The organism is Caballeronia sp. GAWG1-1 (genome assembly GCF_023631465.1).
GTDB lineage: Bacteria > Pseudomonadota > Gammaproteobacteria > Burkholderiales > Burkholderiaceae > Caballeronia.
Genome location: NZ_JALQDB010000010.1, coordinates 56,406 through 83,028 on the forward strand (window position 1 = coordinate 56,406; position 26,623 = coordinate 83,028).

Sequence of the window (26,623 nt, forward strand, 5' to 3'; positions counted from 1 at the left end):
GTAATCAGCAAAAAAATAAAAACTCGCGATCGATGTGGCGCCATCAGGAGTTGCAAGTCGAGACGTCGCTTTTTTGCGACGCAGCCGCGAAGCGGAGAAGATTGCGAGAACGGTCGTTCGTGGTTCGCTCCGAACGATGATCGTCCGGAGCGAAAACGCGCGATCAGAAGCTCTCGTCGGCGCCGAGATAGCGCCAGTGACCCGGCGGCAGCGCGCCCAGCGTGACGCGGCCCATGCGGATGCGTTTCAGACCGACGACTTCCAGTCCGACCAGTTCGCACATCCGGCGAATCTGGCGTTTTTTGCCTTCGTGCAGCACGAAGCGCAACTGCTCGCCGTTCTGCCAACTGACTTGTGCGGTCTTGAGCGGGACGTCGTCGAGCGACAGGCCGTGACGCAGCAGCGCGAGTTGTTCTTCCGGGAAGTGCTGATCGACATCGACTTCGTGTTCGCCGTAGCGCACGCGCACGAGGTACTCCTTGTCGACTTCGGAATGGTTGCCGATCAATTGCTTCGCGATGCGGCCATCCTGCGTGAGTACGAGCAGCCCGGTCGAATCGATATCGAGTCGGCCGGCCGGCGCGAGCGTGCGCAGATGACCCGGTGCGAAACGAATGCCGCTGCGGTCGTCTTGCCAGTGATTGGCCGGATTGATGAGCGTGACGGCGGGCTCGTAGCCGTCTTCTGCCTGACCCGATACGTAGCCGACCGGCTTGTGCAGCAAGATCGTGACGAGCAGCGACTGTGCGGAACGCGCGGCGGGCAGGACATCGATTTCCTGATCCGGGCGGATACGCGTGCCGAGCGTATCGGTGACTTCGCCATCGACGAGCACCCAGCCTTTTTCGATCCACTCGTCTGCTTCGCGGCGCGAGCAGAGGCCGAGTTCGGACATCACCTTCGACAGGCGGACGAGGCCGTCGTCGTGGGCGCGGGGCTTGTGGGCGGGTTCGGTGGATGCCGGGATGGCTTCGGCGTGGAGTGGGCGGTCGTCGCGTGATGCGGGACGACGGTCGCCCGCGCCGCGCTTGTCGAAGCTTGGGCGTGAATCGTCGCCACGCGGTTTGAACGTGCGGCGTTCATCGCTGCGGGGCGTGCGGTCGTCGCGCGCAAAAGGCCGGCGCTCCGACCGATCGCTCGGGCCGCGCTTATCGAAGCTCGGACGCGAATCATCGCGCGGTTTGAAAGGGCGTCGTTCATCGCTGCCGGGCGTGCGGTCGTCGCGCGCAAACGGCCGGCGCTCCGATCGATCGCTCGGGCCGCGCTTATCAAAGCTCGGACGCGAGTCATCGCGCGGCTTGAAAGGGCGGCGTTCATCGCTGCCGGGCGTGCGGTCGTCGCGTGCAAACGGACGGCGTTCGGAACGGTCGCTCGGGCCGCGCTTATCGAAGCTCGGACGCGAATCGTCGCGCGGCTTGAAAGGGCGTCGTTCATCGCTGCCGGGCGTGCGGTCGTCGCGCGCAAACGGCCGGCGTACGGAGCGATCGCTCGCGCCGCGTTTATCGAAGCTAGGACGCGAATCATCGCGCGGCTTGAAAGGGCGTCGTTCATCGCTGCCGGGCGTGCGGTCGTCGCGCGCAAACGGACGGCGTTCGGAGCGATCGCCCGCGCCGCGTTTATCGAAGCTCGGACGCGAATCATCGCGCGGTTTGAAAGGGCGTCGTTCATCGCCACCGGGCGTACGGTCGTCGCGCGCAAACGGCCGACGCTCCGACCGATCGCCCGCGCCACGCTTATCGAAGCTCGGACGCGAATCATCGCGCGGTTTGAAAGGGCGTCGTTCATCGCTGCCGGGCGTGCGCTCATCGCGCGCAAACGGCCGACGCTCCGACCGATCGCTCGGGCCGCGCTTGTCGAAGCTTGGGCGCGCGTCATCGCGCGGCTTGAAAGGGCGTCGTTCATCGCTGCCGGGCGTGCGCTCATCGCGCGCAAACGGCCGGCGCTCCGACCGATCGCCCGCGCCGCGTTTATCGAAGCTCGGACGCGAATCATCACCACGCGGTTTAAACGCGCGTCGCTCGTCGCCGCCCGAAGAACCGGGCCGACGTTCCGACCGATCCCCCGCGCCACGCTTATCAAAGCTCGGACGCGAATCATCACCACGCGGTTTAAACGCGCGCCGCTCATCGCCGCCCGAAGAACCGGGCCGACGCTCCGACCGATCCCCCGCGCCACGCTTGTCGAATCCCGCGCGCGAATCGCCCCCTGCACCGCGCGGTGTCGACGGCCGCTCGTGCGGCGTTTCAGGCCGCGTGGTCTTGCGGGCGGTGGAACTACCGGTGCGAACCGGCGACCGCGTCGACGATGTCGGACGCGGATGTTTGGCTGTCAGTTTGACGCGCATAAAGTTTCAGGCTGCGATCGCGCGCAGCAGTTCGGTCTCGATCTGGATCTGGGTGCGATTGTTCGACAAGCTCTTGCCGTCGAGCAAAAACACGTCCTCGACGCGTTCGCCAAGCGTGTTGATTCGCGCTGCCTGCACGCCGATCCGGTGTTGCGCCAGAACGCGCGCGATCGAATAAAGAAGGCCCTGCCGGTCGTTGGCCGACACGGAAAGGATGTAGTACTGGCCACGCTCGTCCGGGCGCAAATCCACACGCGGCGTGACAGGAAAGGTGCGCACGAGCCGCGATACGCGGCCCTTCGACGGCTCGGGCAAAATGCGCTCGTCCGCCAAAAGCGTGCTCAATTGTTGTTCGACGAGATTCGCGATGTCGCGATAACTCCCGTCGTGATCGGGATGCGCCACGAGAAAGTTATCGAGCGCGTAGCCATGTCGCGTCGTCGTCACGCGGGCATCCAGCACGGAAAGGCCATTGCGGTCGAAGTACGCGCAGATTCCGGCGAAGAGATCCGGCCGGTCCTTCACGTACACCAGCACCTGCAGCGCCGCGCCGATGGGCGACGGGCGCGCGCGCACGATCGGCGCGTCGCTTTCGACATGCCGGTACAGCACACGCGTTTGCCACGCAATATCCGCGGCATCGTGACGCAAGAAATAGCCGACATCCAGTTTGTCCCACAGCTCGCGCTGCGCATTCTCCGGCACGGTTTCGAGACGCAGGAGCGCGAGCGCCGCCTCCTGACGCGACTTGAGTTCCGAGTGCGCATCCGGCTGTGCGCCGCCGAGCACGGCGAGCGTCGCGCGGAACAGGTCTTCGAGAAGCTTGCCCTTCCAGTTGTTCCAGACCTTGGGCGACGTGCCGCGAATGTCCGCCACGGTCAGAAGATAAAGCGCGGTCAGCCGCCGCTCGGTCTTTACCACGGAGGCAAATTGCTTGATGACTTCAGGGTCGCTCGTGTCCTGCTTCTGCGCGACATGGCTCATCGTCAGATGCTGCTGCACGAGCCATACGACGAGGTCGGTGTCTTCCTGACACATGTCGTGTTCGCGGCAGAAGCGACGGGCATCGGCCATGCCGAGGGTCGAATGATCGCCGCCGCGACCTTTCGCGATGTCGTGGAAGAGCGCCGCGACGTAGAGCACCCACGGGCGCTCGAAATTTCCCATCAACTGACTGCAAAACGGATACTCGTGCGCATGCTCCGCTATCGCAAAGCGGCGCAGGTTGCGCAGCACCATCAGGATGTGCTGATCGACCGTATAGACATGGTAAAGGTCATGCTGCATCTGTCCGACGATGCGCCGGAAGTTCAGCAGATAACGCCCGAGCACGCTCGTCTGGTTCATGAGACGCAGCGCGTGCGTGATGCCCTCGGGCTGCTTGAGAATCTCCATGAAGAGACGCCGGTTCTCCGGGTCGCGCCGCCAGTCGCGGTCCATCAGTTCGCGCGCGTTGTAGATCGCGCGCAGCGTGCGTGCCGAGAGTCCCTTGATGCCGCGGGTCTGCTCGTAGAGCAGGAACGCTTCGAGAATGGCGTGCGGTTCGCGCTCGAAGACGTCGTCGCGGGCGATTTCCAGCATGCCCTGCTTCTCGACGAAGCGCCCCGAAATGACGCGCGTGATACCGCTCGTCGACGGGAACAACTGCGCCTCGACGTTCTGAATCAGAATGGTCGCGAGCTGCGTGACGGCCTTTGCCGCCCAGTAGTAGCGGCGCATCAACTGCTCGCTCGCGCGCTTGGCGGTCGTCGGTTTGAAGCCGAAACTCTCGGCGAGCGGCGTCTGCAAATCGAAGACGAGAATGTCCTGGCGACGCTTCGCAATCACGTGCAACCGCGCACGCAAAGTCTTGAGAAACGCTTCGTTGCGGCGCAGTTCGCGCGCTTCGCGGTCGGTAATGAGACCGCGCAGGTCGAGTTCGCGCCAGCTACTGCCGAAACCGGCCGCGCGCGAAATCCAGAGAATGAGCTGAAGATCGCGCAGACCGCCCGGACTTTCCTTGATGTTCGGCTCGAGGCTGTACGGCGTGTCCTGAAACTTCGCATGGCGCTGACGCATTTCCAGCACCTTCGCCTGGAAGAAGCCGCGCGGATCGAGCGTCTCCTTGTAGCGCGCGGAAAAGCGTTCGAACAGTTCCGCGCTGCCGAAGATGCGCCGCGCCTCCAGCAGCGACGTGAGGACGGTGACATCGCCGCTCGCTTCCGCGATGCATTGCTCGACCGAACGCACGCTGCTGCCGATATCGAGCCCGAGATCCCACGCCATGCCGATAAACCGCTCGACGCGCGCGTTGAGCGGGCCCACGTCTTCCTGATCGCCGCCTGCATCGGGCAGAAGCACGAGGATATCGACGTCCGAATACGGCGCGAGCTCGCCGCGCCCATAGCCGCCGACCGCGACCAGCGCCGCGTCCGCCGGCATCTCGCAAGCGGCCCAGGCGCCCTTGAGCGCGTCGTCGGTGGCGCGCCCGAGCGCGTGCATCAACGGTTCGACGTTCGAAGCCGTCTGAAAGCGTTCGATGAGCGCCGACTTCGCCGCCTTGTAGGCAGCGCGCAGCGTTTCACACGGCGTGGCGACAGGGACTGTGACGCTCATGGGCTCGGATTCAGGAAGGAAGAAGGCCGCGCACGCAAGCGCGGCCGGGGAGCGGCGGAGCTCAGGAAGCCGTGGCCGCGATCAAATGCGAGGGCGCCTGCGTGCCCGCGGACACGGTCAGGACTTCGTAACCGGTCGGCGTGACGAGGACGGTATGTTCCCACTGCGCGGAAAGGCTGCGATCACGCGTCTTGACGGTCCATTGATCCGGCATCGTGCGGATTTCGCGGCGACCGGCGTTGATCATCGGCTCGACGGTGAAGATCATGCCCGCTTCCAGTTCGATACCCGTGCCGGCGCGCCCGTAATGCAGCACCTGCGGCTCTTCATGGAAGACCTGGCCGATGCCGTGACCGCAATATTCGCGCACCACGCTGTAACCTTGCGCCTCGGCATGCTTCTGGATAGCCGCGCCGATGTCGCCGAGATGCGCGCCCGGACGCACCTGATCGATGCCGAGCCACATGCAATCGAAGGTGGTTTGCACCAGACGCTTCGCCAGAATGGACCCTTCGCCGACGATGAACATGCGGCTCGTGTCGCCGAAATAGCCGTTCTTAATGACGGTGACGTCAATATTGAGCGCGTCGCCGTTCTTGAGCACTTTTTCGCCGGGAATGCCGTGGCAGATTACGTCGTTGACGGAAATGCAGGTCGCTTTCGGGTAAGGCGGATAACCCGGCGGCTGATAGTTGAGCGGTGCGGGCACTGTGCCCTGTTCCTTCACCATGAGTTCGTGGCAAAGGCGGTCGAGTTCTTCGGTGGTCACGCCAGCAACGATATGCGGCGTGATGAAATCGAGCACTTCGCTGGCGAGCCGGCAGGCGACGCGCATTTGCGCGATATCGTGATCGTTTTTCAGCGTAATGGACATGACTAGGCTCAGAAATGCGAGTATGCGGCCGTGAGCCGCGAAATCGGCATTATCGCACCTTAGAGAGGGCGCCGCAGCCCGAATCAAAGGCATGCGGGGCATGGATCGGGCTTCCCCAAGCGCTTTCGGGCACCTGCAAGCGGCTTGAGCTAGTCAATCCTCACATGCTATAGTTACGGGCTAAGTCCTATCCACACTTTTATCTAGGTGTAGTAGGGCTTGGAAAGAGGTTGAAAGTTAGGGTGGCGGGACGTCTCGCTTCTCTTACAGACAATCGTTCGATTCGCAAGCCGGCGCACCCAGGGTGTCCGGCGTCCGGTTAGCTAGAAGCACCGGGCGCGGGATGCGGCAGCCGGCTTAAGACCCAACCCTCGCGGAGAATTTCATGGCAGTCACGATGCGTCAAATGCTGGAAGCAGGTGTCCACTTCGGTCACCAAACGCGCTTCTGGAACCCCAAGATGGCCCCGTTCATTTTCGGTCATCGCAACAAGATTCACATCATCAACCTCGAAAAGACGCTGCCGCTCTACAACGACGCGCTGAAGTACGTGCGCCAGTTGGCAGCGAACCGCGGCACGATCCTGTTCGTGGGCACGAAGCGTCAATCGCGCGACACCATCGCTCAGGAAGCCGCCCGCTCGGGTATGCCTTTCGTCAACGCCCGCTGGCTCGGCGGCATGCTGACCAACTTCAAGACCTTGAAGGTTTCGATCAAGCGCCTGAAGGACATGGAGGCATCCGTCGAAGCGGGTGAAACCGAGCGCATGAGCAAGAAGGAAGCGCTTCTGTTCGAACGCGAAATGCAGAAGTTGCAGAAGTCGATCGGCGGCGTGAAGGACATGGGCGGCATTCCGGACGCGATCTTCGTGATCGACGTCGGCTACCACAAGATTGCCGTGACCGAAGCCAAGAAGCTTGGTATTCCGGTCATCGCCGTGGTCGACACGAACCACTCGCCGGAAGGCATCGACTACGTCATTCCGGGTAACGACGACGCCAGCAAGGCCGTCGCGCTGTACGCCGAAGGCGTGGCCGACGCGATCCTCGAAGGCCGTGCGAACGCGGTGAACGACGTGGTCCAGGCTGTCCGTGAAGGCGACGGCGACGAGTTCGTCGAGGTCAACGCAGAGGCGTAATCGAGCCCTGCGGCCGACATAAAAGGGGGCTTTGCGAAAGGCCCCTTTTTTTTAAGCCGCGGCACTCGGGAGCGCGGCATTGCGTTCCCGCACGTCCAGTACCCTTTCCCGTGGCGGATTCAAGCGGCGGGACGTATCAAACAGACTCAAGGAGCGAATGATGGCGGCAATTACCGCAAGCATGGTGGCAGAACTGCGCGCGAAGACCGACGCGCCGATGATGGAATGCAAGAAGGCGCTGACGGAAGCCGACGGCGACATGGCGCGCGCCGAAGAGCTGCTGCGCGTGAAGCTCGGCAACAAGGCGAGCAAGGCGGCATCGCGCGTGACGGCTGAAGGCATCGTCACGTCGTATATCGACGGCGGCGTGGGCGCGCTCGTCGAACTGAACTGCGAGACCGACTTCGTTGCCAAGAACGACGACTTCCTGGCCTTCGCCAAGACGATCGCCGAACTCGTGGCCAAGAACAATCCGGCTGACGTGGCCGCGCTCTCCGCGCTGCCGCTCGAAAGCTCGACGGTCGACGCCGTGCGTCTCGCGCTCGTCGGCAAGATTGGTGAAAACCTGTCGATTCGCCGTTTCGTGCGCTTTGAATCCGCGAACAAGCTGGCCTCGTATCTGCACGGTGCGCGTATCGGCGTTCTGGTCGAGTTCACGGGCGCGGACGAGCAAGTCGGCAAGGACGTCGCCATGCACGTCGCGGCCATGAAGCCGGTCTCGCTGTCGTCGGACGAAGTGCCGGCCGACCTGATCGCGAAGGAACGCAGCATCGCCGAGCAAAAGGCCGCTGAATCGGGCAAGCCGGCTGAAATGGTCGCCAAGATGGTCGAAGGCAGCGTCCAGAAGTACCTGAAGGAAGTGTCGCTCCTGAACCAGTCGTTCGTGAAGAACGACAAGCAGACGATCGAACAGATGTTGAAGGCTGCTAACGCGTCGGTGCAGAAGTTCGCGCTGTTCGTGGTGGGCGAGGGCATCGAGAAGCGTCAGGACGACTTCGCGGCGGAAGTGGCTGCGCAGGTTGCTGCCGCCAAGCAAGGCTGAGTTTGAAGTGAAGGCGCTCGGCGGTATGGCGGCGCCGGGCATCGAAAGGCAGTAAGGCGGCAAGCATCGCGCGGGCGCGGCGAATTCGGGAAAACCCGTATACGTCGCGCCCGTCGCCCGGTCCGGCCGCTTGCAGTAAATATTGTTTCACCCCTACAGTTCTACGTTGTTGCAACCCTCCTCGGCGCGATCGGAAACTCATATGCCCACAGCCTACAAACGCGTACTCCTCAAACTCTCCGGCGAAGCCCTCATGGGCGACGATGCCTTCGGCATCAATCGCGCAACAATCGAAAGGATGGTGGCGGATGTCGCTGAAGTAGTGCGGATGGGCACGCAAATGGCCGTCGTGATTGGCGGCGGCAACATCTTCCGTGGCGTGGCGGGCGGCGCGGCCGGCATGGACCGGGCGACGGCCGACTACATGGGCATGCTCGCGACCATGATGAACGCGCTGGCGCTGCAAGACGCCATGCGTCACGCCGGCATCGAAGCGCGCGTTCAGTCCGCGCTGCGCATGGACCAGGTGGTCGAGCCGTACATCCGCCCCCGCGCGATTCGCCAGCTCGAAGAAGGCAAGGTCGTGATCTTCGCGGCCGGCACGGGCAACCCGTTCTTCACGACCGACACCGCTGCCGCCTTGCGTGGCGCGGAAGTGGGCGCCGAAGTGGTGTTGAAAGCAACCAAGGTCGATGGCGTATACTCCGCCGACCCGAAGAAAGATCCGAGCGCCACGCGCTACAGCACGATCAGCTTCGACGAAGCGATCGGCCGCAATTTGCAAGTCATGGACGCCACGGCTTTTGCGCTGTGCCGCGACCAGAAGCTGCCGATCCGCGTGTTCTCGATCACGAAGCCGGGCGCGCTCAAGCGCATCGTGCAAGGCGACGACGAAGGTACGCTCGTCCACGTGTAAACTCTCGCGTTGAGAGTGGTCAACGAGAAGTTCAAGCGACGTTGAAAGGGCGCCGCGCCGCGGCCGGTGTGGAGCACGCCGGAAGATCGCGCGAAGGCGCCTAGATTGCCAGTAACCCAAGGTTTCGGAGGTTCAAATGAGTGTGGCTGACATTAAAAAAGGCGTCGACCAGAAGATGACGCGGTCGATCGAAGCGTTCAAGGCCGATCTCGCGAAGATCCGCACGGGCCGCGCCCACACGGGTCTGCTCGATCACATCCAGGTCGACTACTACGGCTCGAATGTGCCCATCTCCCAAGTGGCGAACATGACGCTCGTCGACGCCCGCACGATCGGCGTGCAGCCGTGGGAAAAGAAGATGGTCGGCGTCGTCGAAAAGGCGATCCGCGAGTCGGACCTCGGTCTGAACCCGGCAACGCAGGGCGATTTGATCCGCGTGCCAATGCCCGCGCTCACCGAGGAGCGCCGCCGCGAGCTGACCAAGGTCGTGAAGAGCGAAGGCGAATCGGCGAAGATCGCCGTTCGTAACCTGCGCCGCGACGCGAACGAGCAACTGAAGAAGCTCGTGAAGGACAAAGAGATTTCGGAAGACGACGAGCGCCGCGCAAGCGACGACGTGCAGAAATTCACCGACAAGTTCGTCGCCGAAATCGACAAGCTCGTCCAGACCAAAGAAGCCGAAATCATGACGGTGTGAGGCCGTAGATACGGTCTTGCCAGCCTCGACCATTTAGATTGAGGCTGGCTCTCACTTCTGTCGATTTCAAGATTCAACGGCCATGACCTATACCAGCTCTACCGTTCGCGTGCCCGATGTCGCGGCTGTCCCGCGCCACGTCGCGATCATCATGGACGGCAACGGCCGTTGGGCGACCGAGCGGCGCCTGCCGCGCGTCGCCGGTCACACTCGCGGCGTCGATGCGGTGCGCGCCACCGTCGAAAGCTGCGCGCGACGCGGCGTCGAATTCGTCACGCTGTTCGCGTTCAGTTCCGAAAACTGGCGCCGTCCGACCGAGGAAGTGTCGTTTCTCATGCGCCTGTTCGTGACCGCGCTCGAGCGCGAGATCGGCAAGCTGCACGCCAACGGCATTCGTCTGCGCGTGGTCGGCGACACCGCCATGTTCGACGACCGCATCCGTGCGCTCATTCAGCGTGCCGAGACCAAGACGGCGCGCAATACGCGTTTGACGCTGACTATCGCCGCCAATTACGGCGGGCGCTGGGACATCATGCAGGCGACGAAGAAGCTCATCGCGCAATCGCTCGAACAGGGCGTGCCGGCGCGCGTGGACGACGAATCCTTCGCCGAGCATCTCGCCATGGCTTACGCGCCCGAGCCGGATCTCTTCATCCGTACGGGCGGCGAGCAGCGCATCAGCAATTTTCTGCTGTGGCAACTCGCCTACACCGAGTTCTATTTCACCGATACCTACTGGCCCGATTTCGACGCCGAAGCGCTGGATCGCGCCATCGCGTCTTATGGCGAGCGTGAACGCCGCTTCGGGCGCACCAGCGCACAAGTCGAAAACCAATCGCAGAAGGCCGACACCCTTTCATGCTAAGAACCCGTGTCATCACGGCAATCGTCCTGCTTGCGGTCCTCGTGCCGGTCACGTTGTTCGCGCCAATCGGCGTATTCGGCGCGTTGATCGGTTTTGTCGTCGTCTTCGCCGCATGGGAATGGGGACGGCTCCTCAAGCTCAACGGCGCGGGTCCGGTGGCCTACGCGCTCATTGCGGGACTCGCGCTCATTTTCAGCACGTTTCTCGGCGTCGCGCCCAAGGCGCTCTTCGAAATGGCCGCTATTTTCTGGGTGTTGGCCGGGCCATATGCGCTTTTGCGCAAGCCCGTGCTTTCGGCGGGTGCGTGGCGCGGCTTCCTGCTTTTTGCCGGAATCGTCGTGTTCGTGGCCTGCTGGCACGCGGTGGTCGCGGCCCGCACCGTGGGCGTGGCTTTCGTGCTATCGCTTCTTCTAGTAGTCTGGCTGGCCGATGTGGGCGCATACTTCGCCGGCAAAGCCCTTGGCCGCCACAAGCTGGCCCCGTCCATCAGTCCGGGCAAGACCCGGGAAGGCGCGATCGGCGGCTGGGTCGCGGTGATGGTCATCGGCACGATTGCCGCCGCCACCGCGTTCGAGGCGCCGACCGTATTCAGCGCGTTCGTCGAACATCTAGGCTGGGCGCGCGCGCTCCTCGCGCTGACCGTGCTGGTTGCGTTCAGCGTGGTCGGCGACTTGTTCGAATCGCTCCTTAAGCGCCAGGCGGGCGTCAAGGATTCGAGCGGTTTGCTGCCGGGTCACGGCGGCGTACTCGACCGGATCGACGCGTTGCTGCCCGTACTGCCGATTGCATTGCTGATGCTCGGCTAGAGAAGAATTCATGCAAAAACGTCTTACATTGCTCGGCTCCACGGGCTCGATCGGCGATAGCACGCTCGACGTCGTGGCACGGCACCCGGACCGTTTCTCGGTCTACGCGCTCACCGCGCATCGCAACGGCGACAAGCTCGTCGAACAGTGTCTGCGCTTCACGCCCGAAGTAGCCGTGGTCGGCGACGCGGAAACGGCTGCGCACGTGGCGGGCGCCCTGAACGCCGCGGGCTGCAAAACCGAGGTGACGCACGGCGAAGCCGCGCTGGTCGACGTGGCGCGGGCGTCGCAATGCGACACCGTGGTCGCGGCCATCGTCGGCGCGGCGGGCCTTGCGCCTACGCTCGCGGCGGCGCGCGCGGGCAAGCGCATCCTGCTTGCCAACAAGGAAGCGCTCGTCATGTCCGGCCAGATTTTCATGGATGCGGTGCGTGACAACGGCGCCATCCTGCTGCCGGTGGACAGCGAACATAACGCCGTGTTTCAGTGCCTGCCGCCCTGCGCGGACAGCGAGGCAAAGCTGCACGGCGGCGTATCGAAGATCATCCTGACCGCATCGGGCGGCCCGTTTCGCACGCGCGAGCCGGCAACGCTCATCGACGTCACGCCGGACGAAGCCTGCAAGCACCCGAACTGGGCCATGGGCCGCAAGATTTCCGTCGATTCCGCGACCATGATGAACAAGGGCCTCGAAGTCATCGAGGCTCACTGGCTCTTCAATTTGCCCGGTTCGCGCATCGAGGTGCTGATTCATCCGCAAAGCGTGATCCATTCCATGGTCTCCTATGCAGATGGCTCCGTGCTCGCGCAACTCGGCAACCCGGACATGCGCACGCCGATCGCACATGCGCTGGCGTTTCCGGATCGCGTCGATTCGGGCGTCGCGCCGCTCGATCTCGCACAGATCGCCACGCTCAGTTTCGAGAAGCCGGACTTCACGCGCTTTCCGTGTCTCGCGCTCGCAATCGGCGCGCTGGAAGCGGGCGGTCTGGCAAGCGCGGCGCTGAATGCCGCAAACGAGATCGCGGTGGAAGCGTTCCTCGCGCGCCGCATCGGTTTCATGGCGATCGGCGATGTCGTCGATCGCGTGCTGAACTCCTTGCCAAACGGCAGCGCTGCATCGCTCGACGACGTCCTCGCCGCCGATGCGAACGCGCGCCGTCTGGCGCATCGGTTTGTCGCGGAACTCACCGCCAGCGCGCCGGGCGCCGAGTCCATCGCCCATTGAGGCCGTCATGAACTTTCTGACCGAAATCGTCGCCTTCGTCGTTGCGATTGGCGTACTTGTCGTCGTCCACGAATTCGGTCACTACAGCGTCGCGCGCATGTGCGGCGTCAAGGTGCTGCGTTTTTCCGTGGGCTTCGGCAAGCCGCTCGTGAGCTGGGTCAGCAAGAAGACCGGCGTCGAGTGGACCATTGCCGCGTTGCCGCTCGGCGGTTACGTGAAGATGCTCGACGAGCGCGAAAGCGAAGAGAGCATCGCGCCCGAGGACCTGCCACGCGCCTTCAACCGGCAGCCGGTCGTGAAGCGCATTGCGATCGTCGCGGCGGGGCCTGTCGCGAACTTCATTCTTGCCATCGTGCTGTTCGCGGCGGTATTCGCGGGCGGCGTGTCGGAGCCCGAAGCAATCGTCGCGACGCCCCTGGCAAACACGGCAGCCGCGCGCGCGGGTTTCGAAGGCGGCGAAAAGATCGTTTCGATGCGTGACGCGGACAACGGCGGCGAAACGCACGCTATTCGCTCGTGGTCGGATCTGCGCTGGAAGATTCTCGATGCATCGTTCGATCATCGCCGCATCGTGCTTTCGGCGAAGACGCACGAAGGCACGTACGACTTTCCGCTGAGTGTCGGCACCATTTCGGATGCGGACGCCGAGCAGGACTTCATGGACAAGCTCGGCTTCACGCCGGGCGGCGGCACGCTCACGGTCGCGGGTGTGGAGGCGGGCAGCGCCGCGCAAAAGAGCGGTCTGCAAGCGGGCGACAAGCTGCGCGCAATAGACGGCCATAACGTCGATAACGCGACGAGCTTCATCGACTACGTGAAGGCGCACGGCGCGAAAGCGGTCACGCTCACGATCGAGCGTGCGGGCAAGCAGCAGACGGTGCAGGTGACGCCCGACGTCAAGCACGATGCGTCGAGCGGCAAGGATATCGGCCGTATAGGTGCTGCGCTCGCCAATCAGTTGCCTAGCGTCGACGTGCGTTACGGACCGGTGGAAAGTCTGCGTCTCGGCGTGAATCGCACGTGGGACATCAGCATGTATTCGCTGCGCATGTTCGGGCGGATGATCACCGGCGAGGCATCGCTCAAGAACCTTTCGGGACCGGTCACCATTGCGGACTATGCAGGAAAGAGCGCGCGTTTGGGTCTGGCGGCTTTCGTTTCCTTTCTCGCGCTCGTGAGTATCAGCCTCGGTGTGTTGAACTTGTTACCGATTCCGGTTTTGGACGGTGGGCATCTGTTATATTATTTGGTTGAAGCCGTTACCGGCAAGGCGGTGTCCGATCGCTGGCAGCTGGTTCTGCAACGGGCGGGGCTGGTGTGCATCGTCGCTTTGTCGATGATCGCGTTGTTCAACGACCTGGCTCGCCTGATCCGTTTCTGATCCACTTTGACAATCTCTGGCGGCGTTGTTCGAGCGACCGCCGGAATGAATGCAGCTTTAAATACTGGGGAAGCACGTTGTTCAAACCTCATCGCTTTGTTCCTAAGACGGCTGTAGCCGCGGCGCTTGCCGCAACGGGTATCACGGCACACGCCGTTACGCCGTTCGTCGTGCAGGATATTCGGATCGAAGGTCTTCAGCGCATCGAACCGGGTTCCGTGTTCGCCTATCTGCCGATCAAGCAAGGCGACACGTTCACCGACGACAAGGCCTCCGAAGCGATTCGCGCCCTCTATGCAACGGGCTTCTTCAACGACGTTCAAATCGCAACTGAAGGCAATGTCGTGGTCGTGCAGGTGCAAGAACGGCCGGCCATTTCGAGCATCGATTTCGCGGGTCTGCACGAGTTCGACAAGGACACCATCACCAAGGCGCTGCGCTCGGTCGGCTTGTCGCAAGGCCGCTCCTACGACAAGGCGCTGCTCGACAAGGCCGAACAGGAACTGAAACGTCAGTACCTGACGCGCGGCTACTACGCGGCCGAAGTCACCACCACCGTCACGCCGGTCGACCGTAATCGCGTCACCATTCTGTTCTCGGTGGCCGAAGGTCCGAGCGCGAAGATTCGCCAGATCAACTTCGTCGGCAACAAGGCCGTGAGTTCGAGCACGCTGCTCGGCGAAATGCAGCTCTCCACGCCGAACTGGTTCTCCTGGTACACGAAGAGCGATCTCTACGCGAAAGAAAAGCTCACGGGCGACCTCGAAAATGTCCGCTCGTACTATCTGAATCACGGTTACCTCGAGTTCAGCATCGACTCCACGCAGGTGTCGATCTCGCCGGACAAGAAGGACATGTACCTGACCGTCGCCTTGCATGAAGGCGAGCCGTACAAGGTCAGCAGCGTCAAGCTGTCGGGCAATCTGCTGAGTCGCGACGCCGAGTTGAGCAAGCTCATCAAGATCAAACCGGGCGAACTCTTTTCGGCCGAGAAGCTGCAGTCCTCGACCAAGGCCGTCGTCGACAAGCTCGGTGAATACGGCTACGCGTTCGCACAGGTCAACGCGCAGCCGGAAATCGATCAGGCGCATCACACGGTGGCGCTCACGCTGCAAGTCGATCCGAGCCGCCGCGTGTATGTGCGCCGCGTGAATATCGACGGCAACACGCGTACGCGGGACGAAGTCGTGCGTCGCGAAATGCGTCAACTGGAAAGCTCGTGGTTCGATTCGAGCCGCCTCGCGCTCTCGAAAGACCGCATCAACCGTCTCGGTTACTTCACGGATGTCGATGTCACCACCACGCCGGTGGAAGGCACCAACGACCAGGTAGACGTGGACGTGAAGGTCGCGGAAAAGCCGACCGGCGCCATCACGCTGGGTGCGGGTTTCTCGTCGACGGACAAGGTGGTGCTCTCGGCGGGCGTCTCGCAGGACAACGTGTTCGGCTCCGGCACGAGTCTCTCGGTGAACGTGAACACCGCAAAGACCTACCGTACCTTGACGGTCACGCAGGTCGATCCGTACTTCACCATCGACGGTATCAAGCGGATCACGGACGCCTACTACCGCACGTATCAGCCGCTCTACTACTCGACTGATTCGAGCTTCAAGATCGTGACGATGGGCGCGGACACCAAGTTCGGCATTCCGTTCTCCGAGCAGGACACGGTCTTCTTCGGCGTCGGCGCCGAGCAGAACACCATGGACGTCGACTCGGCCACGCCGCAGTCGTACATCAACTACGTGAACGAATTCGGTCGCGTGGTGAACAACTATCCGCTGACGGTTGGCTGGTCGCGCGACAATCGCGACAGCGCGCTCGTGCCGAGCCGCGGTTACTACCTGCAATCGAACGCGGAATACGGCACGCCTATCGGCAACACGACCTACGCCAAGTTCGACGCTCAGTTCCAATATTACTACTCGTTCGCGCGCGGCTTCGTGCTCGGCTTCAATCTGCAAGGCGGTTACGGCAAGGGCCTCGACGGCCAGACGTACCCGATCTTCAAGAACTACTACGCAGGCGGTATCGGCTCGGTGCGCGGTTACTCGCCGAGCTCGCTGGGTCCGCGTGACGCGAAAACGGGCGACCCGATCGGCGGTTCGCGCATGGCGGTGGGTAATATCGAACTCACGTTCCCGCTGCCGGGAACGGGTTATGACCGCACGCTGCGCGTCTTCACCTTCCTCGACGCCGGCAACGTCTGGGGCGACCCGAATCAGGGCGGCACGAGCGCCGGCGCGAACGGCTTGCGGTATGGCTATGGTGTCGGTCTTGCATGGATCTCGCCAATCGGCCCGCTCAAGCTGAGCCTGGGCTTCCCGCTGCAGAAACATGAAGGCGACCAGTATCAGAAGTTCCAGTTCCAGATCGGCACGGCGTTCTAAGCTGCGTCGCGACGAGAACAGAGGCTTCATTCATTTCGACGTAACGTGAGGAACACTTTGCGAACCGGTAAGCTTTCGAAACATATGGCGCTGGCGCTTGCGTTGTCGATGGTTCTCGGCCTGGGTGCGGCTGCGAGCGCGAGCGCTCAGGAAGCGCGCATCGCCGCGGTCAACTCCGACCGCATCCTGCGCGAGTCGGCGGCGGCGAAGGCTGCGCAGTCGAAACTCGAGCAGGAGTTCTCCAAGCGCGACAAGGCGCTGCAGGACATGGCGCAGCGCATGAAGGCCATGTCCGACAACATGGACAAGAATGGCGCCTCGCTCGCGCCAACCGACCGCGCCGCGCGCCAACGCGATCTGGCGCAGCTCGACGCCGACTTCCAGCGCAAGCAGCGCGAGTTTCGCGAAGACCTGAATCAGCGTCGTAACGAAGAACTCGCGGCGGTGCTGGATCGCGCGAACAAGGTCATCAAGCAGATCGCGGAACAGCAGCATTACGATCTGATCGTGCAGGAAGCGGTGTATGTGAGCCCGCGCATCGATATCACGGATCAGGTGCTGAAGGCGCTGGCTGCGAGCACGCAAAATGGTGCGAGCGGCGCGAGTGGCGCAAGCTCGAACTGACATGGAGTAACTGAACGCATGGCATCAGGCATGGCGATCACGCTCGACGAACTGGTCAGCCGCTTTGGTGGCGAGATAGTCGGCGCGGGCACGCAAAAGGTCGAGGCGCTTGCGCCGCTCGACAAAGCCGGCCCCGCGCAACTCGCGTTTCTCGCCAACCAGAAGTATCTGGCGCAAGTCGAGACGACGCGCGCCGGCGCGGTGTTGATCTCGCCCGCCGATCTGGAGAAGGTGGGCAATCGCGCGGGCACGAATTTCATCGTCACGGCGAACCCTTACGCTTATTTCGCTCGCGTCGCACAGGCGTTTATCGATCTTGCAACGCCCGTCTCGAAGCCCGGCGTGCATCCGAGCGCGTATGTCGATCCGGCTGCGCACGTCGCGGCGAGCGCGGTGATCGGGCCTCATGTGACGGTGGAAGCGGGCGCGGTCGTCGGTGAGCGCGTGAAACTGGATGCCGGCGTGGTCATCGGACGCGGCGTGAAGTTGGGCGACGACGTGCATCTGTATCCGAACGTCACCGTGTATCACGGCTGCAAACTGGGCGCGCGCGTGATCGTGCACGCCGGCGCGGTCATTGGCGCGGATGGCTTCGGCTTCGCGCCGGATTTCGTGGGCGAAGGCGATGCTCGCACGGGCACCTGGGTGAAGATTCCGCAGGTGGGCGCGGTGGACATCGGCGAGGACGTGGAAATTGGCGCGAACACCACGATCGATCGCGGCGCCATGGCGGATACCGTCATCGAAGAAAGCGTGAAGATCGACAATCTCGTGCAGATCGGGCACAACTGCCGCATCGGCGCGTACACGGTTATCGCCGGTTGTGCGGGTATCGCGGGCAGCACGAATATCGGGCGGCATTGCATGATCGGCGGCGCAGTGGGCATCGCAGGCCACGTCACATTGGCGGACTACGTGATCGTCACGGCGCAGTCGGGCGTCTCCAAGTCGCTGACGAAGCCTGGCATGTACACGAGCGCTTTCCCGGCGGTGAATCATGCCGACTGGAACAAGAGCGCGGCGCTGGTGCGCAATCTGGACAAGCTGCGTGATCGCATCAAGGCGCTCGAAACGGCGTTGGGCGAGAAAGCAGGTAAGGGCGACGCGGGCGGCGCGGAGTAAGCAAGCCAAGATCCGCTGGTTCAAAGCACTGGCGGTCAATCTTGATACGGGCAGTAAGCCGGCGACGTCAGCAATTTCAGTAGCGCAAGGGGTTGGTATTCTCACCGAGGCAGCGTCGAAACGTGCCGTAAGCAGGCCGAGTCAAGCAGTGTAAAAGCGTCGAGGGTTCGTATCATCGCCGGCGCATAAACGAAACGCGCAGTAAGCGGGCCGGGTTCAACGGTTTCAGAAGCGTCGACGGTCCATCCCATCATCGAGGCAGCAACAAAACACGCAGCAAGCCGCATCGAAGATAAACACAAAGGCATTTCCGGCGGGCGCAAGATTCGTTCAACGCGTCCGCAGTCAATTTCCGCGCACAACACGCGCGCGAGCAGAACGACCATGAGCACAGAAAAAATCAACCTCGATATTCACAAGATCCTCACGCTGCTGCCGCATCGGTATCCGATCCTGCTCGTGGATCGCGTACTCGAACTCGAGCCGCACAAGAGCATCAAAGCGCTGAAGAACGTGACGATCAACGAGCCGTATTTTCAGGGTCACTTCCCGACGCGGCCCGTCATGCCCGGCGTGCTGATTCTCGAAGCGCTCGCGCAGACCGCGGCGCTCCTGACTTTCGCCGAGGAACCGCACGATCCGTCGACCACGCTGTATTACTTCGTGGGTATCGACGGCGCGCGCTTCAAGCGCGTGGTGGAACCGGGCGATCAACTGATCCTCAACGTCAACTTCGAGCGGTACATGCGAGGCATCTGGAAGTTCAAGGCGCGCGCCGAAGTTGACGGCGTGACCGCTGCCGAGGCCGAGCTCATGTGTACCGTGAAGAACACGGCCGCCTGAGGCCGCGTTCACCGTCAAGACACAGGCAGCACGAACAGCTTGAGGCGATAAGCGCATGAGCAAGATTCACCCTACCGCGATCATCGAGCCGGGCGCTCGACTCGACGATACCGTCGAAATCGGACCGTACGCGATCGTCGGCCCCCACGTCGTGATCGGCGCGGGCACGACGGTCGGTTCGCACAGCGTGCTCGAAGGGCACACGAGCATCGGCCGCGACAACCGCATCGGCCACTACGCGTCGATCGGCGGGCGCCCGCAGGACATGAAATACCGCGACGAGCCCACGCGTCTCGTGATCGGCGACCGCAACACCATCCGCGAATTCACCACGCTGCATACCGGCACGGCGCAGGATCAGGGCGAGACGTCCATCGGCGACGATTGCTGGATCATGGCTTACGTGCACGTCGGCCATGATTGCCGGCTCGGCAACAACATCATCATGTCGAGCAACGCGCAACTGGCGGGCCATGTGACGGTCGGCGATCACGCTATCGTCGGCGGCATGTCGGGCGTGCATCAGTTCGTGCGTATCGGCGCGCATTCCATGCTGGGCGGGGCTTCCGCGCTCGTGCAGGACGTGCCGCCGTTCGTCATCGCGGCGGGCAACAAGGCCGAGCCGCACGGTATCAATGTCGAAGGGTTGCGCCGGCGCGGCTTCACGCCCGACGCCATTTCGGCGTTGCGCCAGGCGTATCGCATCGTCTACAAGAGCGGTTTGTCACTCGAAGAAGCGAAATTGCAACTGAAGGATCTGGGCAAGGCAGGCGGCGAGGGCGATGCTCCGGTCAAGGCGTTCTCCGATTTCATCGCGACGTCGCAGCGCGGCATCATCCGCTAAGCGCGCCCGATGACGCCAATCACCCACTCGCCACGCATTGCGATGGTCGCGGGCGAGCCTTCCGGCGACCTGCTCGCGGCGTCGCTGCTTCAAGGTCTGCAAGAAAGGTTGCCTGCCGATACGCGTTACAGCGGCATCGGCGGTCCGCGCATGGCCGCGGCGGGCTTCGAAGCCCACTGGCCCATGGACAAGCTGTCCGTGCGCGGCTATGTCGAAGCGCTGCGCCATATTCCCGAAATTCTCGGCATTCGCAACGAACTGAAGCGGCAACTGCTCGCGGAGCCGCCGTCGGTGTTCATCGGCGTCGACGCGCCCGATTTCAATTTCGGTCTCGAAGAGCCATTGCGCGCAGCGGGCATTCCGACGGTGCACTTCGTCTGCCCGTCGATCTGGGCGTGGCGCGGTGGCCGCATCAAGAAGATCGTGAAAGCGGTCGATCACATGCTGTGCGTGTTTCCGTTCGAAATCGCGTTGATGGAAAAGGCGGGCGTGGCGGCGAGCTATGTCGGCCATCCGCTCGCCGATGAAATCCCGCTCGAACCGGATGTCGCTGGCGCGCGACGCGAACTCGGTATCGCACAAGGCGGTCCGGTGATTGCCGTGCTGCCGGGCAGCCGCCGCTCGGAGATCGCGCTGATCGGCCCGACCTTTTTCGACGCCATGGAACTCATGCAGTTGCGCGAGCCTGGCGTGCGCTTTCTGATGCCGGCCGCGAACCCCGCGTTGCGCGAGCTTCTGCAGCCGCTCGTCGATGCGCATCCGAATCTCTCGCTGACGATTACCGACGGCCGCGCGCAGACCGCCATGACCGCCGCGGACGCCATCCTCGTGAAAAGCGGCACGGTCACGCTTGAAGCCGCGCTGCTCAAGAAGCCGATGGTCATCTCCTACAAGGTGCCCTGGCTCACGGGCCAGATCATGAAGCGTCAGGGCTATCTGCCCTATGTCGGCTTGCCGAACATTCTCGCGGGTCGCTTCGTGGTGCCGGAGATCCTGCAGCACTTCGCCACGCCCGAAGCGCTCGCCGACGCCACGCTCAAACAGTTGAACGACGAAGCGAACCGCCGTACCCTGACGGAGATTTTCACGGACATGCATATCGCGCTGCGTCAGAACACGTCGCAGAAGGCGGCCGACGCGGTCGCGCGAGTGCTGCAAACGCGGAGAGCCGGATAATGGCGCGTGAGACAAAGGCGGTGCGGGCGACACTCCAAAGCGGGCTGGACTTCAGTTCGCCGTTCGACATCGTCTGTGGCGTGGATGAAGCAGGGCGCGGTCCGCTGGCGGGGCCGGTCGTGGCCGCCGCGGTGATCTTCGATCCCGCGAAGCCGCGCATCAACGGTCTCGACGATTCGAAGGCCTTGAGCGCGAAACGCCGCGAGGAGCTTTACGAGAAGATCGTCGATCGCGCGCTTGCTTTTTGCATCGCGTCGGCGAGCGTCGAGGAAATCGACACCATCAACATCCTGCATGCTTCCATGCTCGCCATGAAGCGCGCGGTCGAAGGGCTTGCGGTTGCGCCGACGCTCGTGAAAGTGGACGGCAACCGCTGCCCGACGCTGTCGATCCGCTCGGAAGCCGTGATTGGCGGCGACGCGCTCATCAAGCAGATTTCGGCGGCATCGATTCTGGCCAAGGTCACGCGCGACCGCATGCTGCTGGAATTGCACGACGTTCATCCTGTCTACGGATTCAATGCACACGCGGGCTACGGCACGCCGCAACATCTGAAAGCGCTTCATGAGCATGGGCCGTGCGAGCATCATCGGCGTTCGTTCGCGCCGGTGCGCGAGGCGCATATCCGTTTCGGCTCGATGCTGCCGGCCATCGCGCCCGAGGTGCTGCAAGCCGCCGCGACCATCAACGACGACCCCGATGCACGCGCGTTCTGAATCTTGAAATCGATCACCTCGCGGGACAACCCGCTCTACAAGCGTCTAAAGGCGCTCGCCGGTTCGACCGCGCAGCAGCGCCGCAGCGCTCACGCGCTCCTCGAAGGGCTCCACCTCGCTTCAGCCTATCTCGACGCCGCCGGCCAGCCGGAAACCTGCGTCGTGACCGAAGGCGCGCTCTCCCATGCCGAAGCGCGGGAGATCGTCGCGCGCATCGAGGAAAAACGTGTGATCGTGCTGCCGGATGCGCTCTTCGGCCAGTTGTCGAGCGTCGTGCACGGCGTTGGCATGTTGTTGCTCGTTGAGAAGATCGATGCCGCGCTGCCCGACCGCGTCGAGGCAACCTGCGTGATTCTCGACGGCATTCAGGACGCGGGCAACGTCGGTTCCATTTTGCGCAGCGCGGCGGCGGCGGGTATCACGCGCGTTTTCTGCGCGCCGGGAACGGCTTACGCGTGGTCGTCGAAGGTCTTGCGCTCGGGCATGGGCGCACACTTTCTGCTCGATATCTTCGAGGATGTCGAACCGGCAAACCTGATTGCGCGCCTGGATGCGCCCGTGACCATCACCGACTCACATGGCGCGGTCGCGCTTTACGATTGCGATCTCGCGGGCCCGCTCGCATGGGTCTTCGGCAACGAAGGCGCGGGCGTGTCGCAGGTCTGGCGCGATGCAGTCACGCATCGCGTGACGATTCCACAGCCGGGCGGCATGGAATCGCTGAACGTGGCGGCTGCGGCGGCAATTTGTCTTTTCGAACAATGCCGCCAGCAGCGGCGCTGATCAGTAGTACGACGGCCGCTCCGGCTTGATCTCCTGCAGAATCGTGGTGGCGATTTCCTCGATCGACTTGTGCGTCGACGAAAGCCATTTCACGCCTTCGCGCTTCATCATCGATTCGGCTTCGTTGATCTCGTAACGGCAGTTTTCGAGCGCCGCGTACTTGCTGCCCGGCCGGCGCTCGTTGCGAATCTCCGAGAGCCGCTGCGGGTCGATGGAAAGACCGAACATCTTCTCGCGATGTTCCAGCAAGGGCGTCGGCAGTTTGCCGCGCTCGAAATCTTCCGGAATCAGCGGGTAGTTCGCCGCCTTCACCCCGTATTGCATTGCCAGATAGAGGCTCGTCGGCGTCTTGCCGCTGCGCGAGACGCCCACGAGAATCACGTCCGCTTCCGTGAGATTGCGGTTGGATTGACCGTCGTCGTGCGCGAGCGAGAAGTTGATGGCCTCGATGCGGTTCTTGTATTCCTCGGTGTCCGCGTTCTGGTGGACGCGGCCCATGGCATGCGTCGACTTGATTTCCAGTTCGTGTTCGAGCGGCTCGATGAAGGTCTGGAACATATCGAGCACGAGCGCATTGCAGCCCTTGACGATCTCGTTCGACGCGCTGTCGACGAGCGTCGTGAAGACGATGGGCCGCCGTCCGTCCAGTGACACCACTTCGTTGATCTTCTCGACGGTCGCATGCGCCTTGTCGATCGAGTCGACGAACGGCACGCGCACCAGCCGGAATTTCTGGTCGAACTGGGCGAGGATCGAATGCGCGAACGTCTCGGCGGTGATTCCTGTACCGTCGGAAACGATGAATACGGATGGCGGCATCGGCGATATGGGGAACGAGTTGGAAGGCACGTGCTCGAAGGTAACGCGCGAGCACGGGAGCGGAAAAGGCCTGTGTTAAGGTAACTGGATTCGGGGTGTGCGCCGCCGAACCATCGGGCGTCAAAGACCTCGATTTTGCCGTCTATTTGCTGATTATGCCGGGACAAAATTGAGAAATGGCACGGTAGAATAGCGGCAACCTGTTCGATAAGCAATTGCGTATGGATTGATTGGGATTTTCGTCAAAACGAGGTTGCTTCGCTTATTTTTGCTTCAAAGAAGCATGAATCCGAGCAGTTTCAGACGTCCCTATCCATACCGCGATGGCTTATCAAACAGGTTGTACGAGATGCGTCTCGCGCTTCCAATGAGCGCCGCCGCATATGAGCCCACTCGTGCGATCGTGAATTTCATCCACCTTAGGGGCTTGTATGACTAACGCAGTTAATGTTGCGAACGATGTCGCAAAGGATCAGGCGTATGTAGTTCCATTCGAGCAGTTGCGAATGACCGACGTGGAAATCGTCGGTGGCAAGAATGCGTCGCTCGGCGAGATGATCAGCCAGCTTTCCGAAGCCGGCGTTCGCGTGCCCACGGGCTTTGCCACAACTGCACTCGCGTTTCGCGATTTCCTGCATCACAACAATCTGACCGAGCGCATTGCGAAGCGTCTGGAGACGCTCGACGTCGACGACGTGAAGTCGCTCGCCGAAGCCGGCAAGGAAATCCGCCAGTGGATCGTCGACGCGCCCATGCAGCCGCGTCTCGAAGACGAAATCCGTCGTGGGTTCGACGTGCTTCAGAACAGCTCGCCCGAAGAGCTTTCGTTCGCCGTGCGTTCCTCGGCGACCGCTGAAGATTTGCCCGACGCATCGTTCGCGGGTCAGCAGGAGAGCTATCTGAACGTCGTCGGCATCGAAGACGTGCTCGACCGCATGAAGCACGTGTTCGCGTCGCTGTACAACGACCGCGCCATTTCTTATCGCGTCCACAAGGGCTTCACCCACGCCGAAGTCGCGTTGTCGGCGGGCGTGCAGCGCATGGTCCGTTCGGACGTGGGCGCAGCGGGCGTCATGTTCACCATCGACACGGAATCGGGCTTCAAGGAAACCGTGTTCATCACGTCGAGCTACGGTCTCGGCGAAACGGTGGTGCAGGGCGCGGTGAATCCGGACGAGTTCCACGTCTTCAAGACCACGCTCGCGCAGAACAAGTATCCGATCATCCGCCGTTCCATCGGCTCGAAGCTCATCAAGATGGAGTTCACGAAGGCCGGCGAAGCGGGCCGCGTGAAGACGGTGGACGTGCCGCACGAGCAGCGCAACCGCTTCTCCATTTCCGATGAAGACGTGATCGAGCTCGCGAAGTACGCGGTGATCATCGAGAAGCACTATCAGCGTCCGATGGACATCGAGTGGGGCCGCGACGGTCGCGACGGCAAGATTTTCATTCTTCAGGCGCGTCCGGAAACGGTGAAGAGCCAGGCCGCGGGCAAGGCCGAGATGCGTTTCAAGCTGAAGGGCCAGTCGAACGTGCTGACCACGGGCCGCGCAATCGGCCAGAAGATCGGCGCGGGTCCGGTGCGCGTGATTCACGATCCTTCGGAAATGGAACGTGTGCAGCCGGGCGACGTGCTCGTCGCCGACATGACCGACCCGAACTGGGAACCGGTGATGAAGCGCGCATCGGCCATCGTGACGAATCGCGGCGGGCGCACGTGCCACGCGGCGATCATCGCGCGTGAATTGGGCGTGCCGGCAGTGGTTGGCTGCGGCGACGCAACGGACTTGCTGAAGGACGGCGCGCTCGTCACGGTATCGTGCGCGGAAGGCGACGAAGGCAAGATCTACGACGGCCTGCTCGAAACCGAAGTGACCGAAGTGCAGCGCGGTGAACTGCCGAAGATTCCGGTCAAGATCATGATGAACGTCGGCAATCCGCAACTTGCGTTCGACTTCTCGCAGTTGCCGAACGCGGGTGTGGGCCTGGCGCGGCTCGAATTCATCATCAACAACAATATCGGCGTGCACCCGCGGGCTATTCTCGAGTACCCGAACATCGACGCCGATTTGAAGAAGGCCGTCGAAAGCGTTGCGCGCGGTCATGCGTCGCCGCGTGCGTTCTACGTCGACAAGCTGACCGAAGGCATCGCCACGATCGCGGCGGCGTTCTATCCGAAGCCCGTCATCGTGCGTCTGTCCGACTTCAAGTCGAACGAGTACAAGAAGCTGATCGGCGGTTCGCGCTACGAGCCGGACGAAGAAAATCCGATGCTCGGTTTCCGCGGCGCATCGCGCTATATCTCGGACGACTTCGCCGAAGCGTTCCATATGGAATGCATCGCGCTGAAGAAGGTGCGTGAAGACATGGGACTCGACAACGTCGAGATCATGGTGCCGTTCGTGCGCACGCTAAAGCAGGCGGAGCGCGTGGTCGGTCTGCTCGACAAGTTCGGGCTCAAGCGCGGCGTGAACGGCCTCAAGCTCGTGATGATGTGCGAAGTGCCGTCCAACGCGATTCTCGCCGAAGAATTCCTGCAGTTCTTCGACGGCTTCTCCATCGGTTCGAACGACTTGACGCAGCTTACGCTCGGCCTCGACCGCGACTCCGGCATGGAACTGCTCGCCGCCGACTTCGACGAACGCGACGAAGCCGTGAAGTTCATGCTGAAGCGCGCAATCGAGACGTGTCTGCGGCTCAACAAGTACGTTGGCATTTGCGGCCAGGGCCCGTCGGATCACCCGGACCTCGCTGAATGGCTGGCAAAGCAGGGCATCGAATCCATGTCGCTGAACCCGGACACCATCATTGACACCTGGCAGCAATTGGCGACTACTTTGTCAAAATAAGTAAGCCGTGCCTTTCCGTGTGCTGACGGAGAGGCGCATCATGCTATAAAAAACACCCCGGACCTTTCCGGGGTGTTTTCGTTTGGAGACGAGCATGGCGACGAATGGACTGATCTGGTGGATCGCAGCCGGTGCGTTGATCGTAACGGAGTTGTTTACCGGCACGTTCTATCTGTTGATGATCGCGCTCGGGTTGATCGCGGGCGGTATTGCGCATGCAATGGGCGCGTTGCCGCACGTGCAGTTCGGCGTGGCGGCGGTCGTCGCGCTGGTCGCGGTCGCCGTGTTGCGGCGTTCGCGCTTCGGCAACTGGAAGCGGCGCGACGCCACGCGCGATGCGGCGGTGAATCTCGACATCGGCGCGACGCTCGAGGTCGACGAATGGCGCGATGGCCGCGCGCGGGCGATGTATCGCGGCGCGCAGTGGGACATCGTGCTGGCGCCGGGCGAGTCGGAAACGGCGCGCTGGTATCGCATCACCGCGCTCGACGGCAGCCGGCTCGTCGTTGCCGCAAAAGGCTCCTGAGCGCAAACCGGTCGAAACTCGATCAACAAGAACCCAAGGAGTAGA

Annotated in this window: 22 protein-coding genes; 18 read left to right on the forward strand and 4 right to left on the reverse strand. The window is 62.5% G+C overall.

Features of this window, described 5'->3' with window-relative positions; all coding sequences use genetic code 11:
* Positions 1-163: 163 nt before the first annotated feature.
* The 3 genes from NCT03_RS06305 to map all read right to left on the reverse strand — a co-directional run bounded on the left by NCT03_RS06305 (position 164) and on the right by map (position 5,813).
* On the reverse strand, positions 164-2,344 hold the full coding sequence (locus tag NCT03_RS06305) for a pseudouridine synthase (RefSeq protein ID WP_250492272.1): 2,181 nt from the start codon (positions 2,342-2,344) through the stop codon (positions 164-166).
* 6 nt (positions 2,345-2,350) lie between these two features.
* Entirely contained in the window at positions 2,351-4,939 is a 2,589-nt protein-coding gene (locus NCT03_RS06310) for a [protein-PII] uridylyltransferase (RefSeq protein WP_244827758.1), read from the reverse strand.
* Positions 4,940-5,000: 61 nt separating this feature from the next.
* Entirely contained in the window at positions 5,001-5,813 is an 813-nt protein-coding gene (gene map, locus NCT03_RS06315) for a type I methionyl aminopeptidase (RefSeq protein ID WP_244827759.1), read from the reverse strand.
* Between the two features lie 385 nt (positions 5,814-6,198).
* Here map and rpsB point away from each other — a divergent pair, with 385 nt between their 5' ends.
* The 16 genes from rpsB (at position 6,199) to NCT03_RS06395 (ending at position 22,384) form a co-directional block, all read left to right on the forward strand.
* A complete protein-coding gene (gene rpsB, locus NCT03_RS06320) occupies positions 6,199-6,951 on the forward strand; it encodes a 30S ribosomal protein S2 (RefSeq protein WP_250492273.1) in 753 nt (250 codons plus the stop codon).
* A gap of 160 nt (positions 6,952-7,111) precedes the next feature.
* Positions 7,112-7,993 (forward strand): translation elongation factor Ts, encoded by an 882-nt coding sequence (tsf, locus tag NCT03_RS06325; RefSeq protein WP_250492283.1) that lies wholly within the window; start codon positions 7,112-7,114, stop codon positions 7,991-7,993.
* Positions 7,994-8,195: 202 nt separating this feature from the next.
* Positions 8,196-8,909, forward strand: a complete 714-nt coding sequence (gene pyrH / locus NCT03_RS06330; RefSeq protein WP_244827761.1) for a UMP kinase — start codon at positions 8,196-8,198, stop codon at positions 8,907-8,909.
* A 136-nt stretch (positions 8,910-9,045) separates the two neighbouring features.
* Positions 9,046-9,606: a ribosome recycling factor gene (frr, locus tag NCT03_RS06335; RefSeq protein ID WP_244827762.1), complete on the forward strand. Its 561-nt coding sequence runs from the start codon at positions 9,046-9,048 to the stop codon at positions 9,604-9,606.
* A gap of 82 nt (positions 9,607-9,688) precedes the next feature.
* On the forward strand, positions 9,689-10,471 hold the full coding sequence (gene uppS / locus NCT03_RS06340; protein ID WP_244827763.1) for a polyprenyl diphosphate synthase: 783 nt from the start codon (positions 9,689-9,691) through the stop codon (positions 10,469-10,471).
* Entirely contained in the window at positions 10,465-11,277 is an 813-nt protein-coding gene (locus NCT03_RS06345; protein ID WP_250492274.1) for a phosphatidate cytidylyltransferase, read from the forward strand. The genes uppS and NCT03_RS06345 overlap by 7 nt, the downstream gene beginning before the upstream one ends.
* A 10-nt stretch (positions 11,278-11,287) precedes the next feature.
* Positions 11,288-12,505 (forward strand): 1-deoxy-D-xylulose-5-phosphate reductoisomerase, encoded by a 1,218-nt coding sequence (locus NCT03_RS06350; RefSeq protein ID WP_250492275.1) that lies wholly within the window; start codon positions 11,288-11,290, stop codon positions 12,503-12,505.
* Between the two features lie 7 nt (positions 12,506-12,512).
* Complete coding sequence (gene rseP, locus NCT03_RS06355) at positions 12,513-13,886, forward strand: RIP metalloprotease RseP (protein WP_250492276.1); 1,374 nt, start codon at positions 12,513-12,515, stop codon at positions 13,884-13,886.
* A gap of 77 nt (positions 13,887-13,963) precedes the next feature.
* A complete protein-coding gene (bamA, locus tag NCT03_RS06360) occupies positions 13,964-16,276 on the forward strand; it encodes an outer membrane protein assembly factor BamA (RefSeq protein WP_244827767.1) in 2,313 nt (770 codons plus the stop codon).
* A gap of 84 nt (positions 16,277-16,360) precedes the next feature.
* Positions 16,361-16,900, forward strand: coding sequence for an OmpH/Skp family outer membrane protein (locus NCT03_RS06365; RefSeq protein WP_244827768.1), 540 nt, complete (start codon positions 16,361-16,363; stop codon positions 16,898-16,900).
* Positions 16,901-16,930: 30 nt separating this feature from the next.
* Positions 16,931-18,022, forward strand: coding sequence for a UDP-3-O-(3-hydroxymyristoyl)glucosamine N-acyltransferase (gene lpxD, locus NCT03_RS06370; protein WP_244828014.1), 1,092 nt, complete (start codon positions 16,931-16,933; stop codon positions 18,020-18,022).
* Between the two features lie 384 nt (positions 18,023-18,406).
* Positions 18,407-18,865 (forward strand): 3-hydroxyacyl-ACP dehydratase FabZ, encoded by a 459-nt coding sequence (gene fabZ / locus NCT03_RS06375; protein WP_244827769.1) that lies wholly within the window; start codon positions 18,407-18,409, stop codon positions 18,863-18,865.
* 55 nt (positions 18,866-18,920) lie between these two features.
* On the forward strand, positions 18,921-19,709 hold the full coding sequence (gene lpxA, locus NCT03_RS06380; protein WP_244827770.1) for an acyl-ACP--UDP-N-acetylglucosamine O-acyltransferase: 789 nt from the start codon (positions 18,921-18,923) through the stop codon (positions 19,707-19,709).
* A gap of 9 nt (positions 19,710-19,718) precedes the next feature.
* The gene (lpxB, locus tag NCT03_RS06385) at positions 19,719-20,885 is read left to right on the forward strand and encodes a lipid-A-disaccharide synthase (protein WP_250492277.1); all 1,167 of its coding nucleotides are present in this window, start codon (positions 19,719-19,721) and stop codon (positions 20,883-20,885) included.
* Positions 20,885-21,601, forward strand: coding sequence for a ribonuclease HII (gene rnhB, locus NCT03_RS06390; RefSeq protein WP_244827772.1), 717 nt, complete (start codon positions 20,885-20,887; stop codon positions 21,599-21,601). The genes lpxB and rnhB overlap by 1 nt, the downstream gene beginning before the upstream one ends.
* 3 nt (positions 21,602-21,604) lie before the next feature.
* Entirely contained in the window at positions 21,605-22,384 is a 780-nt protein-coding gene (locus NCT03_RS06395; protein WP_244827773.1) for a TrmH family RNA methyltransferase, read from the forward strand.
* On the opposite strand, the gene ppsR is transcribed toward NCT03_RS06395, so the two are convergent.
* The gene (gene ppsR, locus NCT03_RS06400) at positions 22,385-23,203 is read right to left on the reverse strand and encodes a posphoenolpyruvate synthetase regulatory kinase/phosphorylase PpsR (RefSeq protein ID WP_244827774.1); all 819 of its coding nucleotides are present in this window, start codon (positions 23,201-23,203) and stop codon (positions 22,385-22,387) included.
* 431 nt (positions 23,204-23,634) lie between these two features.
* Here ppsR and ppsA point away from each other — a divergent pair, with 431 nt between their 5' ends.
* Both ppsA and NCT03_RS06410 read left to right on the forward strand, forming a co-directional pair.
* Positions 23,635-26,052, forward strand: coding sequence for a phosphoenolpyruvate synthase (gene ppsA / locus NCT03_RS06405; protein ID WP_244827775.1), 2,418 nt, complete (start codon positions 23,635-23,637; stop codon positions 26,050-26,052).
* 94 nt (positions 26,053-26,146) lie between these two features.
* Positions 26,147-26,578, forward strand: coding sequence for an NfeD family protein (locus NCT03_RS06410; RefSeq protein ID WP_244827776.1), 432 nt, complete (start codon positions 26,147-26,149; stop codon positions 26,576-26,578).
* Positions 26,579-26,623 lie beyond the last annotated feature (45 nt).